The organism is Sphingomonas mali NBRC 15500, from assembly GCF_001598415.1.
Lineage (GTDB): Bacteria > Pseudomonadota > Alphaproteobacteria > Sphingomonadales > Sphingomonadaceae > Sphingomonas > Sphingomonas mali.
Genome location: NZ_BCYX01000035.1, coordinates 13,985 through 27,458, shown reverse-complemented (window position 1 = coordinate 27,458; position 13,474 = coordinate 13,985). Strand labels below are relative to the sequence as shown.

General features: G+C 65.4%; 10 protein-coding genes. All 10 read right to left on the bottom strand.

Annotated elements, in window-relative coordinates; genetic code table 11:
* Window positions 1-97: 97 nt before the first annotated feature.
* The 10 genes from SMA01S_RS18965 to SMA01S_RS18920 all read right to left on the bottom strand — a co-directional run bounded on the left by SMA01S_RS18965 (window position 98) and on the right by SMA01S_RS18920 (window position 13,455).
* Window positions 98-3,274 carry an efflux RND transporter permease subunit gene (locus SMA01S_RS18965; RefSeq protein ID WP_066826153.1) on the bottom strand — a complete coding sequence of 1,059 codons (3,177 nt, stop codon included), beginning with the start codon at window positions 3,272-3,274 and terminating at the stop codon, window positions 98-100.
* 4 nt (window positions 3,275-3,278) lie between these two features.
* Complete coding sequence (locus SMA01S_RS18960; protein WP_084250435.1) at window positions 3,279-4,487, bottom strand: efflux RND transporter periplasmic adaptor subunit; 1,209 nt, start codon at window positions 4,485-4,487, stop codon at window positions 3,279-3,281.
* An 80-nt stretch (window positions 4,488-4,567) separates the two neighbouring features.
* Complete coding sequence (locus tag SMA01S_RS18955; RefSeq protein WP_066826150.1) at window positions 4,568-5,035, bottom strand: hypothetical protein; 468 nt, start codon at window positions 5,033-5,035, stop codon at window positions 4,568-4,570.
* Window positions 5,036-5,068: 33 nt separating this feature from the next.
* Window positions 5,069-5,788, bottom strand: coding sequence for a FadR/GntR family transcriptional regulator (locus SMA01S_RS18950; protein WP_066826147.1), 720 nt, complete (start codon window positions 5,786-5,788; stop codon window positions 5,069-5,071).
* Entirely contained in the window at window positions 5,785-6,534 is a 750-nt protein-coding gene (locus tag SMA01S_RS18945) for a helix-turn-helix domain-containing protein (RefSeq protein ID WP_245649338.1), read from the bottom strand. The genes SMA01S_RS18950 and SMA01S_RS18945 overlap by 4 nt, the downstream gene beginning before the upstream one ends.
* 68 nt (window positions 6,535-6,602) lie before the next feature.
* Window positions 6,603-7,919: an MFS transporter gene (locus SMA01S_RS18940; protein ID WP_066826144.1), complete on the bottom strand. Its 1,317-nt coding sequence runs from the start codon at window positions 7,917-7,919 to the stop codon at window positions 6,603-6,605.
* Window positions 7,919-8,863, bottom strand: a complete 945-nt coding sequence (locus SMA01S_RS18935; protein WP_066826141.1) for an alpha/beta hydrolase — start codon at window positions 8,861-8,863, stop codon at window positions 7,919-7,921. Before SMA01S_RS18935 ends, SMA01S_RS18940 begins: the two co-directional genes overlap by 1 nt.
* Window positions 8,864-8,918: 55 nt before the next feature.
* On the bottom strand, window positions 8,919-10,325 hold the full coding sequence (locus SMA01S_RS18930) for an FAD-binding oxidoreductase (RefSeq protein WP_066826140.1): 1,407 nt from the start codon (window positions 10,323-10,325) through the stop codon (window positions 8,919-8,921).
* Between the two features lie 7 nt (window positions 10,326-10,332).
* Window positions 10,333-12,558, bottom strand: a complete 2,226-nt coding sequence (locus SMA01S_RS18925) for a TonB-dependent receptor (protein ID WP_066826138.1) — start codon at window positions 12,556-12,558, stop codon at window positions 10,333-10,335.
* A gap of 123 nt (window positions 12,559-12,681) precedes the next feature.
* Window positions 12,682-13,455 carry an SDR family NAD(P)-dependent oxidoreductase gene (locus SMA01S_RS18920; RefSeq protein ID WP_066826136.1) on the bottom strand — a complete coding sequence of 258 codons (774 nt, stop codon included), beginning with the start codon at window positions 13,453-13,455 and terminating at the stop codon, window positions 12,682-12,684.
* Between the last annotated feature and the right edge of the window lie 19 nt (window positions 13,456-13,474).

The window sequence follows — 13,474 nt, the reverse complement described above, 5'->3', positions numbered from 1 at the left end:
CGTGCTGAGCTTGTCGAAGCACACGCTCCAAGCGTCTTGCCAAGCCCATGTCCTTCGACAAGCTCAGGACGAACGGTGATAAGATCGGGCTTCATGGTCATGCCGCGGCCTCCGGTTCGGCCGGGGGCGGAGCCGGATGCTCGTGGTGGAGGTGTTTCAGCGCGTCGCGCGTCGTGCGGCGGACCAGCACGAAGAACAACGGGATGTAGAATACCGCCAGGATCGTCGCGGTCAGCATGCCGCCGATCACCGCGGTGCCGATCGCCACGCGGCTATTGGCGCCGGCGCCGGTCGCGATCGCCAGCGGCAGCACGCCGAAGATGAACGCGAAGCTGGTCATCAGGATCGGGCGGAGACGGATGCGCGCGGCTTCCAGTGCTGCCTCGATCACGCGCTTGCCTGATTTCTCCGCTTGCTCGGCGAATTCGATCATCAGGATCGCGTTCTTGGCCGCGAGCCCCATCGTCGTCAGCAGGCCGATCTGCAGATAGACGTCGTTCTGCAGCCCGCGCAGCGTCACCGCGAACACCGATCCGACCAGCCCGAGCGGGATGATCAGCAGCACTGCGATCGGGATCGTCCAGCTCTCGTAGAGCGCGGCCAGGCAGAGGAACACGACCAACAGCGACAGGCCGTAGAGGATCGGCGCCTGACCCGAGGACAAGCGCTCCTGATACGAGGCGCCGCTCCATGCGATCGAGGTGCCGGGAATCTTGGCGGCCAGTTCCTCGATCCGCTTCATCGCGTCGCCCGAACTCTTGCCCGGCGCCGACTGGCCCGAAATCTCGTACGAGGAAATGCCGTTGAAGCGGCTCAGCGAAGTCGGCGCATTCGACCAGGAAATGGTCGCGAAAGAGGAGAAGGGGACCATCTGCCCATTTGTCCCACGGACATACCATTTGGCGATGTCCTCGGGCGACGAGCGGTATGGCGCATCACCCTGGACATAGACGCGCTTGACGCGGCCGCGGTCGTTGAAATCGTTGACATAGCTGCCGCCCCAAGCGGTCGACAGGGTCGCGTTGACGCTGGCCTGGGTCAGCCCCAGCACCGACAGTTTCTGGGCGTCGGTGTCGACCTTGAGGGTCGGCTGGTCGGGCAGATCGCTCGGGCGCACCGCGGCGAGCGTCGGATCGGCGCGGGCATCGGCCAGCAACTGGTCGCGCGCCGCCCGGAACTGGTCGCGAGTCAGGCCGCCGGTATTCTCCAGCTCGACGGTGAAGCCCGACGATTGACCCAGGCCGCGCACCGCGGCCGGGACCGTCGCGTAGAATTCGACGTCGCGCAGCCCGCCCAGCGCCTTGGTCGCGCGGTTGGTGATCGCGTCGGCACTGTTCTCGCTACCCTTGCGTTCGCTCCAGTCCTTCAGCGCGACGAAGCCGCGGCCGGCATTCTGTCCGCCACCGCCGCCGCCGGTACCCGCCACGCTCAATATGGCAGCGGTGTTTTTGCCTTCGGTCTTGAGGAAATAATTCTCGATCGTCTTCTGCGCGGCCTGGGTGCGGTTGATCGTCGCGCCGGCAGGCAGGTTGAACTGGATCTGCGCGAAGCCCTGGTCCTCGGTCGGGAGGAAACCGGTCGGCAGCCGCACGAACAGGATCACCAGGATCGCGATGACGCAGGCATAGATCGCCAGGAACAGCCACTTGCGGTCGACGACCCTGGCCACTCGATCAGTGTACCAGTTCACCATCCGCTCGAAATTGGTGTTGAACCAGTCGCGCGCCTTCTCGGTGTGACGATAGACCCAGCCGTCGTGACGCTCCTCTTCCTTGCGCTTGAGCAAGGTCGTGGTCAGCGCCGGGGTCAGGATCAGCGCGACGACCACCGACAGCACCATCGCCGACACGATCGTCAGCGAGAATTGGCGATAGATCACGCCGGTCGACCCGCCGAAGAACGCCATCGGCAGGAACACCGCGGACAGAACCAGCGCGATCGCGACCAACGCGACCTGGATCTCGCTCATCGACTGGATGGTGGCGTCGCGCGGGGACATCCCCGGATTCTCCTCCATCACGCGCTCGACATTCTCGACGACGACGATCGCGTCGTCGACCAGCAGGCCGATCGCGAGGACCAGGCCGAACAAGGTCAGCGTGTTGATCGAGAACCCCGCCACCGCGAATACGCCAAACGTGCCGAGCAGGACGACCGGCACCGCAATCGTGGGGATCAACGTCGCGCGCCAGCTCTGCAGGAACACGAACATCACGATAACGACCAGCACGATCGCTTCGAACAGCGTCTTCACCACGTCGTCGATCGACAGCTTGATGAAAGTCGTCGAGTCATTGGGGAAATCGTAAGCGAAGCCTTGCGGGAAGTTCTTTGCCTGGCTCTCGATTTCCTTCTTGACCAGCTCCGCGGTGGTCAGCGCGTCCGCGCCCGGCGCCAGACTGACCGCGATACCGGCACCGGGATGGCCATTCACCCGGCTGACGATCGCATAGCTCTCCGATCCCAGCTCGATCCGCGCGACGTCCGACAAGTGGACAGTCGACCCGTCGGGCTGAGTTTTGACCACGATCTGGGCGAACTGCGCGGGCGTCGACAAGCGCGATTGCGCGGTGACGGTCGCGTTCAGCATCTGGTCGGACGCGCTCGGCACGCCGCCGACTTCGCCCGCCGCAACCTCGGCGTTCTGCGCGGTGATCGCCGTGATGATGTCGGCGGGGACCAAGCTGTAGCTTTGCAGCTTGTCGGGGTTGAGCCAGATGCGCATGCCATATTGCGCGCCGAACACATTGGTGTCGCCGACCCCGGGAATGCGCCCGATCGAGTCCTGCAGGTTCGACACCAGATAGTCGGAGACGTCGATATTCGTCTTCTGGTCGGTCGTGTCGTAGATCGCCGCGATCAGCAGGAAGTCGGGGTTAGACTTGGTCACCGTCAGGCCCTGTTGCTGGACCTGTTGGGGCAAACGGCTCAGCGCCTGTTGCACCTTGTTCTGGACCTGGACCTGCGCGATGTCGGGATTGGTCCCCTTCTGGAACGTCGCGCTGATCGTCACCTGGCCGCGTGATGACGAATTCGAGCTGAAATAGAGTAGGCCGTCGATGCCCGTCAGCTGCTGCTCGATCACCTGGGTGACGCTGTTCTCCAGCGTGACCGCCGACGCGCCCGGATAGGTCGCGCGAATATTCACCTGTGGTGGCGCCACGTCGGGGAATTGCTCGACCGGCAGCGTGAAGATGCTGCCCACGCCGACCAGCATGATGATGATCGCGATGACCCAGGCGAAGATCGGCCTGTCGATGAAGATGCGCGACATGGGCTCAGCCGCCCTTGCCGGTGCGCTTGCCCCCTTGCGGCGCCCCGATCTTTTGCGGCGAGCCGGCGGGTACCGCCTTGACCGGCTGGTTGGGCTTCAGCTTGCCGATGCCCTCGGTGATGACCTTGTCGCCTTGTTTCAGCCCACCCGTCACTACCCAATTGGTGCCGACCGTGCGCGACGTGGTGACGTTGCGCGGGATTGCCTTGCTGTCGGCACTCAGCACGTAGACCTGGGCATTGCCCTGGGGATCGCGCGTCACCGCGGTCTGCGGGATCAGGAATGCATTGGGATCGCTTGCCTGGGCGAAGTCGGCGCGGACGAACATGCCTGGCAACAACAATCCCTGCGGATTGGGGAAGCGCGCGCGCAAATTCACCGTGCCGGTGGTCGGGTCGACCGTGACTTCGGAGAATTCGACGCTGCCGACATAACCATAGTCGCTGCCGTCCTCGAGCTTCAGATGGACTTCGGCCTTGGTCGGCACCGCGCCGCCACCGGCGAGCGCGCGGCGCAGGCGGAGCAGATCGGCGGAGCTTTGCTGGATGTCGACATAGATCGGGTCGAGCGCCGAGATCACCGCCAGCGGGTCGGTCTGGTTGTTGGCGACCAAGGCGCCTTCGGTGAACAGCGAGCGTCCGATCTTGCCGCTGATCGGCGCGGGCACGGTGGTGAAGCGCAGGTTGATCTTCGCGGTGTCCAGCGCGGCGCGGTTCTGGGCGACCGCGGCGCTGGCCTGGCGCGCTGCCGCGGCCGCGTCGGTGTAATCCTGCGCCGCGACCGCTTGCTCCTTGGCCAGAGGGGCGTAGCGATCGGCCTTGATCTTGGCCGCCTCGGCGCTCGCCTGCGCGCTGGCCAGGTTGGCCGCTGCCTGGTTGGTCGCCGCGCGATAGAGGCTGGGGTCGATCTGGTAGAGCGGCTGGCCCTTCTTGACGAACGATCCCTCGGTGAAGAATCGCTTGCGGATGATGCCCGATACCTGCGGCCGAACCTCGGACGTCTGATAGGCATTGGTCCGCGCGGCCAGCTCGGTGACCATCGGGACGCTGGCCGGCTGGATCACGATATAGCCGACTTCGGGCGTGCCCTGCTGACCGTGCCGGCCGCCCTTCGCGGCGTTGTCGCGCGCGCCGCAAGCGCTCAGCGCGAACAGGCCGATCGATGCGGCGGCGAAGGCGGACCGCGCCACCCGACGATTGGGGAGAAAAGGCATGGGCGGCTGATGGTTTCCCGAACGGTGCGTGTCAAACACCGGTTTGTCGCAAATTTTATCAATTGCGAACCAGCAACGAGCTATTTCGTTGCGATCAGGATCCGCATTTGCGCGGTCTTCGCGCCGGACAATTGCAGCGTGTACCTACCCGGTTGAAGCGCGAAGTCGACGATCTTGCGGATGCCTGAACAGGTCGGTCCTTCCATATGCCCGACCGAAGTCAACGACTTGCCGTCGCGCACCAGATCGATCCACCCAGCGTTCTGCAGCGCCACGCGATAGGTGCCCGCGGTCGCGATGGTGACGTGATAGACGCCGCCGAACGTGCCTGGGGCGGGCTTGCGCGGGAGCGGAAGCGGGAACGTCACGCCGTCGACCGGTTGCAGTGTCAGCGCGATAGTCTTGCCCGGCGCGATCACGTCCGCGGTCATGCCCGGCGCCACGCTCCACGCTTCTAGTCCCGCGGGCGGCGCGACGGTAGCGGTGCAGACGGGCGCTGCGGCGGGCGCCGCCTGCAGCAACAGGATAGCAAACAGGCTGGCGATCATCGAGCGCGACTCCAGATCGTGGAGCGACCGGCCCTAGATCGCCGCCGAATAACGCGCAAACAGATCGGCGATCGAGGTGTCGAAATGCGTATTCATTTCGGTCACTGCGGCTGCAGGGTCGCGGTTGGCGATTGCCTCGGCCAGCCGGCGATGCTGTTCCAGGACCATCGTCCGCTGGTCGGCGGTGGTGCGGGTATGCCAGGCTGTCGGCACGGCGACGGTCATCAGCGATTCGAACGAGCGGATGATGTTGTAGAACAGCACGTTGCCGCTCGCCTTGGCGATCGCCTGGTGAAAGGCGATGTCGTGGCGGGTCAGCGCGTCGAGATCGTCGCCATGCGCCGCCATCGCCTCGGCATGATCGACGATCGCTCGCGCTTCGGCGTCGCTGCGCCGGCGCGCGGCGAGCTCGGCGGTGCGCAATTCCAGCGTGCGGCGGACGTCCCAGATCTCGTTGACGGTGACTTGCGCAGTGGCGACGGCATGGTCGAGCGATGTCGACAGCACCGACCCGTCGATCGCCGCGACACGCGCCTTGCGGCCGTTGCCGACATCGATCTGGTGCAACGCGGCCAGGGTCGAGAACGCCTCGCGCATCACCGCGCGACTGACGCCCAATTGCTCGGCGAACGCACCCTCACCGGGCAACGTGTCGCCGACCTTCAGGTCGTTGTCGCGGATATGGTCGCGCACGCAGCGGACCGCGCGATCGACCAACGAGCCGCCTTCGATGGCGCGAACCCCCTCGCTCATGCGGCGAGACGATGCGCACGATAGCGCGTGGGCGCAACCCCGTAGCGGCGCGAGAAAGCGCGGGTGAAGCTGGCATTGTTGAGATAGCCGCAGCGGTAACCGATCGACGAGACCGGCAAGTCGGTCGATCGCAGCATCTCGCTGGCGCCTCCCAGCCGCATCTCGGCGATCGCGTCGGCCACCGTCATGTCGAACATGCTGCGGAACCCGCGCGTCAGCTTGGCGCGGTTGAGGCCGCAGGCGCGCGCGATCGAATCGAGCGTGAGCTTTTCGTTCCAGCGCTCGTCGATCAACCGGCGCGCCGCCACGATGCGGCGGGCATCCACTTCCTTGAGTTCCCCCGTCGCGTCGGCCGCGACGAGATCGTCGGCGGCGAGCTTTTCGAAGGTCGCGCACAGCAATTCGATGCTCTTGGCCAGCCGCAGTGTGTCGCGCGCCGGGCCGGGCAGGCGGCAATCGACCAGGGCGATGACGATCGCGCGCAGGTCGGTCGGCATATGCCAGCGCGCATCGGCGTGCGGCACGAAGCCGAAGATGCGGCGGCAGGCCTCGGCAGTGACCACGAACGCGAGGTCGCTGTCGATCATCTCGACCCCGGTCGGCTGCGCATGAAAGCCCAGGCTGGCGTCGTTGAGCCGAAAACTCATCCCGACCGATCCCTCCGGCCAGCCGCCCATCGGTACTATTCCGGAGCCGACGAACGACAGCATTTCATGCGACACCTCGACACGCTGTTTGATTTGCATGGCGACACCCTCTCCCCGACTCATCGTCACAGCCTTCATAACCTATCGGACAGCTAATGCAATAGCTATCAGATAGGTTCTTCGGTCGCTGAATGAGGGGCGCGGCGCATCGCGACGAGGAATCCCACGAACGACAACAGGCTGACGGACACACCGACGATCGCCTGGGCCTGGCCGATATGGCGTTCGCCGCCCAGCATCGTACTGACGCCGGCAACCAATGAGGGGGCGAGGCCGAAGCCGATCAGTCCGGCAATCGCGATGAACGCGCCGATGCACAGTCCGCGCAATTCGTTGGGGATCAGCACGGTCAGGGCGACGGAGGTGATCAACCCGGTGATCGTCCCGCACAAGGCGAGCGTTCCGAACGCTATCGCGAAGATCGGGACCGTCGGGCTGATCGAGAACAATGCCGCCGGAATGCCGACTGCTGCAGCGATGACCGCGCCGATTAACAGCCCGCCACGCCGGCCGCTCTTCTGCCCGAGGTCGGCAGCGAACCCGCCGAGGATCGCGCCTACGACGCCGGTGCCGAACAGGATCGCGCCCATCCAGGCGCCGAAGTCTTGCGGCTGCAATCCGTAGATCCGCGACAAGATCGGTGACGCCCAGATGCCGGCGGCGGCGTCGGCCATCACGACCGCGACCTGCCCGACGAACAGGGGGATCAGGAACGCGCGCCGCGACCATAACTCATTGACCACCGTGCGGAACGGCGCGTCGGGCCCAGCCTCGACCTCCTGCCGCGCGGGCTCTCGCATCAGCAGTAATGGCACGAGCAGAACTGCGCTGAGCAAGGCGAGCGCGGCGTGCGTGCTGCGCCACGGTGGCGCCCCGGCCAGCAGATCGGGAAGCGCATGGCCGAGGAACTGGCCGAACAACCAGCCCGTCAGCGCGAAGGCAGCGGCGACGCCCAGCGCCTTGCCGAGATTGACGATCAGCAGCGCGCGGCCACGCTGATCCGGCGCGCACAGATCCGCAGACAGCGACAGCGCCGCGGTCAGCGCGCCGGTGGTGCCGATCCCCGTCAGCATCCGCGCGACGACCAGAGTCGCGACATTAGGGGCGAAGGCAGTCAACGCGGTGCCCGCGGTCCACACCAAAGCGAGGATCAGCATCAGCCGCACGCGATGGAAGCGATCGACCAGGATCCCGATCGGGATCGAGAAGAGCACCAACGGCACCGCGGCGCCGAGCCCCTGGATCATGCCGAGGACATTGTCGCTCAACCCCAATTCGGCCTTGGCACCTTCCTGCACCACGCCGAACGATCCCATCACCGCGAAGCCGATCACCATCAGCAAGGCGAGCAGCAACAACGGCCCGAGCGCGCTGGCGAAGCCTCGCGCCGGGGCGTGCGGTGCCGCTGGGGATAATGTCGCCATCAGGCGAGCGCCCGCTTGAGCGCGGCGAGGCGCGCCGCCTGCGCGGCGGTGGCGACATCGCCGACCGGCATGATGTCGAACCCGTGCATCCCGCCGGGATAGACATGGAGCTCGGTCGGCACCCCGGCGCGGATCAGTCGGCGGGCATAATCGATGCCCTCTTCAAGGAAGAGGTCGAGCGTTCCTGTCATGATGTACGCCGGCGGCAGGCCGCTGAGATCGGTGGCGCGGGCGGCGGCGGCATAAGGCGAGACATCGGACCCGCCGGGCGCGCGGCCGAGCAGCGACGACCAGCCGAAATGGTTGCTGGCCGGCGTCCAGATGAACTCGCCGGTATAAGGATGCGGATCGCTGGTCGCGGCGGTCCGATCGTCGATCATCGGATAAGTCAGGTGCTGGAAGGCAAGGCGATATTCGCCGCGATCACGCACCAGCAGCGCCAGCGCCGCGGCCAGGCCACCACCGGCGCTCTCGCCCATCACGCCCAGGCGCGCGGTGTCGAGGCCCAGCGTTTCGGCATTGTCCACCGTCCAGCGCAATCCGGCATAGCAATCCTCGATCGCCGCGGGAAAGACATGCTCGGGCGCGAGACGATACTCGACCGACACGATCGCGCAGCCCAATGCCTTGGCCATCGGGCGGAGCAGGAACTCCATCTGCGCCGCGCTGCCGCCGACATAGCCGCCGCCATGGATGTGATAGATCGTCGGCAACGGCCCCGCGACGCCGTCGGGTTTGTAGAGGTGCAGCGCGATGTCGGGAGCGCCGGCGGGGCCGGGAACGGTTCTGATTTCCAGGCTCGATCCTTCGCGATCGATTTCGAACGGCAGCAGCGACTCCCGCTCGCGCATCTGGACCAGCGTCTCCGCGGTCAGGGAAAAGGTCGGCCATGCCTCGAGCAATGGGCGCAGCGCGGGGTCGACCAGATGCAGGGAACGGGACATGGACTCCTCCTGTTGACGGTTCGGGAACAGCGTTCCGTGACGTATCAGGTTGCCGTCAAAGGGCGAAAATCTTGCTCGGATTGAAGAGGTCGAGCGGATCCATCGCGCGCTTGATCATGCGCATGACCTCGACCGCGCCATCGCCCAGTTCCTCGACCAGCCAGCGTTGCTTGCCGATGCCGATGCCGTGCTCGCCGGTGCAGGTGCCGTCCATCGCCAGCGCGCGCTGGATCAGGCGGGCATTGATCGCCTCTACTTCCACCATCTCGGCGGGGTTGTCGGGATCGATCGAGAAGATCACGTGGAAATTGCCGTCGCCGACATGGCCCAGGATGGTGGCGGGCAGGCTGGCCTGCTCGAGATCGGCCTTGGTCTCGGTGATGCATTCGGGCAGCCGGCTGATCGGCACGCAGACATCGGTCGCCCAGCCGATTGCGCCGGGGCGCAGATTGACCGCGGCATAATAGGCCTCGTGCCGCGCTTTCCACAGCTTCGAGCGTTCTTCCGCCGTCGATGCCCATTGGAAATTGCCGCCGCCATTGGCCTGCGCCAGCTCGCTCACCGTCTCGATCTGCTCGGCGACGCCTACGGCCGAGCCGTGGAATTCGAAGAACAGGGTAGTGACTTCGGGCAAGTCCATCTTCGACCAAAGATTGACCGCGCGGATCTGCATGTCGTCGAGGATCTCGACCCGCGCCAGCGGCACGCCCAATTGGATCGACTGCACCACGGTATCGACCGCACCCTGCAGCGTGTCGAACCCGCACACCGCCGAACTGATCGTCTCCGGGATCGGGTGCAGCCTCAGCGTCACTTCAGTGATGATGCCGAGCGTGCCTTCGGACCCGACATAGAGCCGGGTCAAATCATATCCCGCCGCCGATTTGCGCGCGCGGCGGCTGGTGCGGATCACGTCGCCTTGCGGCGTGACGACCGTCAGCGCCAGCACCGCCTCGCGCATCGTGCCATAGCGGACCGCATTGGTGCCGCTCGCCCGCGTCGACGCCATGCCGCCGATCGTCGCATTGGCGCCAGGGTCGATCGGGAAGAACAAACCGGTGTCACGCAGATGCGCGTTGAGTTCCTCGCGTCGAACGCCGGCCTGGACCGTGCAGTCGAAATCCTCGGCGTTGACCGCGACGATCTCCGTCATCTCGGAGAGGTCCAGGCTGATCCCGCCGCGGATCGGCAAGGCATTGCCCTCAATCGAGGTCCCGGCGCCGAACGGCACGATCGGGACGCCCGCGGTGGTGCACAAGCGGACCAGGTCGACGACGTCGCCCGTGCTCCGTGCGTACACCACCGCGTCGGGCAGCACGGGGTCGAAATGCGCTTCGCTCGTCCCGTGCTGCCGGCGCACCGCCTCGCCGGTCTGGACCCGATCACCAAACCTCCCCCCCAGGGTGTCGATGAAACTTGGGTCGACCTGCGCGCGGCTAACCATGTCGGCGATCGCCGTCATCGCCGCCTCAGAACTTGAGGCTGGCGCGGACGCCATAGCGGCGGCGGTCGCCCTGGATCGCGAGGTTCGAGGCGATCGCCGCGAGACCGGCCTTCACCAGTGCCGATTTGTCGATGTAGCTCTCGATATATTTCTGGTTGAACAGGTTGGTGCCGAACACCCCGATCGAGAAGCCGCTGGCGAACTTCATCGTGATCGATCCGTTGACCAGCGAATAGGGCGCCAGCCGCGGCGCGACATTGGGGTCGAGCGTCGACCCGATCCGGCTACCCTTGCCGACCACGCCGGCGTCGAACACCAGCGACTTGCTGTCGATCGGCACCGTGTAGGTGGTGTTCAGGCTGTAATTGTAATCGGGCGTGAAGATGATCCGATTGGTCGACACATGGACGCCGGTGGTGGCGAAATACTGGCTGTCGTCGGTGATCCGCGCATGGACATAGGCAAAGCTGCCGTCGAACCGCCAGTTGGGCGTGACTCGCCAATGCGCCTCGACCTCCGCGCCATAGCTCTCGACCTTGCCCGTATTCAGATTGATCGCGACGAACCCGGCGCCGGTCGAATTGGGCGCGAGCGAGTTCTGGCCGATGAAATCGCGATAATCGTTGTAGAAGATGTCGGCATTGACCGACAGGCCGCCGCTCGAAACCTTGGTGCCGATTTCATAGGTCCAGACGCTGTCGCCCTTGTACAGAGCGTCCTGCGGACGCGTGCCGGGGCCGTTCTGCCCGCCGCCGCGAATGCCCTTGGCGACCGAGGCGTAGGTCATGAAATTGGGTGTCCAGCGCTCGGTCAAGGTCACGCGCGGCTGGAACTGGTCCTTGGAATAGACCGGCGGGATATAAGTGGCGGCGGGGGCGCCGACCGCGGCGATGTCGACCTGGCGACCGGTCAGCTTCTGGTGGTCATAGCGACCGCCGATGGCGATGTCGGTCTTGCCGAAGGTCAGGAAGACGGTGCCGAACACCGCCTGCTGCTTGTTTTCGACAAAGGTGCTCGACGTCGACTGGCGGGTGATCGTGCCGGCCGGCAGGCCCAGCAGTGGGCTCAGATCGAGATGGCTGATGTTCGTGCCGCGTTGCGTATAGCGATCGGCGAACACGCCGATAAGCGTGGAGATGTTGTCGTTCCACTTGGTGTCGAAGCGCAGCTCGCCGGTCTTGGTGATCAGGCGCGAGCCGCCGTTGGAGCGCAGCAGGTCGACCGGGCCGAAATCGCCGTCGCTGATCCCGCTCAGGTCCTTCTGGTTATAAGCGGCGACCGCGGTGACCTTGGTGTTGATCGCGTCGAGGTCGAATTCGCCCTTCAGATTGTAGCCCTGATATTTGATCGCGGTACGATTGAGCACGTTGGTCGCGCCATCCAGCCGATAATCGGTCGGGCCGGCGACATGGACGTAGGCGGTGCTGCCGCCTTCGACGCGATCGTAATTGGCGTTGGCGGTGATCACTGCCCAAGGTGCGGGCGTGAAGCGCAAGGTGCCGCCGATCGAACGCTGGTCGAGCGGGTTCATGTCGCCATGCGCCAGGGTGTTGTACTGAAAGCCGTCCTGGACGTGGTACGATGCGCCGATGCGGAACGACAGCAGGTCGGGCGCGATCGGGCCGCTGATGCTGCCCGACACCGAATAATAGCTGTCGGGACCGGCGGCGGTGGCATCGAGCCGGCCTTCCCAGCCATTGCCCGGCTGGCGCGTGATGACGTTGATGGCGCCGCCCAGCGTGTTGTTGCCGAACAGGGTGCCCTGCGGCCCGCGCAACACTTCGATCCGCGCGACGTCGACGATCGGCGAGTTGAGGTAGCTTGTATTCGGCTGATAGATGCCGTCGATGAAGATGCCGACGCCCGGCTGCACCGTGTCGATCAGCGTGGTGCCGATGCCGCGGATCGACACGAAAGCGCGCCCGACCGAATCCGAATTGATGTTCAGGCCCGGCGTATAGGCGGCGATGTCCTTGACCGTGTTGACCTGGCGATCCTTGAGCTCGTCTCCGGTCAGCGCGGTCACCGCGATCGGCACGTTCTTCAGCGATTCGCTGCGCTGACGCGCGGTGATGATGATGTCGTTGGGATCGTCCTGCCCGGCCGTCGCGGCCGGCGCGCCGCCGGTCTGGTCGTCAGCCGCTGCCACCACGGCGACATTGGGCGCCTTGCCGGCATCCTGGGCAAAGGCCGGCATCGCCGCAATCGCGGTGACTGCCACGCTGGCGGCAAGCAGGTTCTTGTAACGCATCAGGTCTCCCCTCGGGGTGGATACACGACGTACCCTTATCCGAGCCATGACCTATCTGACAGCTAACCTATATGAAAGGTCTGTCTCTGTGCCGATCGGGCCGCGTGCTTCGCCGTTCGGGACTCACCAGCAGGTATAGCCGCCGTCCGCCAGTACGATGCTGCCGGTCATCAGGCTGGCCGCGTCCGACACCAGGAAATGCACCACCGAGGCGACTTCCTCGGGCTCGCCGAGCCGGGCTTGCGGCGTGCCGTCGATCCAACGTTTGTACATGTCGCCTTGCTGGTCGGCGAAGGCGTTGAGCGGCGTCGCGATATAAGTCGGCGCGACCGCGTTGACGCGCACGCCGCGGCCCGCCCATTCGGCGGCCAGGCTTTTGGTCAGCTGATGCACCGCCGCCTTGGACGCATTGTAATAGCTTTGCGGCTGCGGGCGGTTGACGATGAATCCGGACATCGAGCCGACATTGACGATGCTGCCCGATCCTTGCGCGAGCATGTGCCGGCCGAAAGCGCGCGCGCACCAGAAAGTGCCGTTGAGATTGACGTCGAGCACGTTGAGCCAATGTTCGTCGGCGACATGCTCGGCCGGGGTCTCGCTGCGCGCGATCCCGGCATTGTTGACCAGAATGTCGACGTGGCCCGCGCTTGCCGCAAGCTGATCGGCGACACGCGTGACGTCCGCCGATTGCGTCACGTCGAGGACGACGCCGTCGATCGCATGGCCTTTGGCGGAGAGGCTTTCGACCGCCGCGCCGATCGCGTCGACATTGCGGTCGCCGATCGTGACCTTGGCACCGGCTTCGGCCAGCGCCTCGGCGCAGCAATAGCCGATACCCCGCGCGCCGCCGGTGACGAACGCGATCCTGCCGTCGAGGCGCAGGCGCTCGAGATACATGCGTAACTCCTCGGGAAAA

What these genes read in the sequence shown, in the direction of transcription:
- SMA01S_RS18960 (WP_084250435.1), bottom strand. Translation starts at nt 4,487, where the DNA reads ATGCCTTTTCTCCCCAATCGTCGGGTGGCGCGGTCCGCCTTCGCCGCC.
- SMA01S_RS18930 (WP_066826140.1), bottom strand. Translation starts at nt 10,325, where the DNA reads ATGACGGCGATCGCCGACATGGTTAGCCGCGCGCAGGTCGACCCAAGT.
- SMA01S_RS18920 (WP_066826136.1), bottom strand. Translation starts at nt 13,455, where the DNA reads ATGTATCTCGAGCGCCTGCGCCTCGACGGCAGGATCGCGTTCGTCACC.
- SMA01S_RS18940 (WP_066826144.1), bottom strand. Translation starts at nt 7,919, where the DNA reads ATGGCGACATTATCCCCAGCGGCACCGCACGCCCCGGCGCGAGGCTTC.
- SMA01S_RS18935 (WP_066826141.1), bottom strand. Translation starts at nt 8,863, where the DNA reads ATGTCCCGTTCCCTGCATCTGGTCGACCCCGCGCTGCGCCCATTGCTC.
- SMA01S_RS18945 (WP_245649338.1), bottom strand. Translation starts at nt 6,534, where the DNA reads ATGCAAATCAAACAGCGTGTCGAGGTGTCGCATGAAATGCTGTCGTTC.
- SMA01S_RS18965 (WP_066826153.1), bottom strand. Translation starts at nt 3,274, where the DNA reads ATGTCGCGCATCTTCATCGACAGGCCGATCTTCGCCTGGGTCATCGCG.
- SMA01S_RS18955 (WP_066826150.1), bottom strand. Translation starts at nt 5,035, where the DNA reads ATGATCGCCAGCCTGTTTGCTATCCTGTTGCTGCAGGCGGCGCCCGCC.
- SMA01S_RS18925 (WP_066826138.1), bottom strand. Translation starts at nt 12,558, where the DNA reads ATGCGTTACAAGAACCTGCTTGCCGCCAGCGTGGCAGTCACCGCGATT.
- SMA01S_RS18950 (WP_066826147.1), bottom strand. Translation starts at nt 5,788, where the DNA reads ATGAGCGAGGGGGTTCGCGCCATCGAAGGCGGCTCGTTGGTCGATCGC.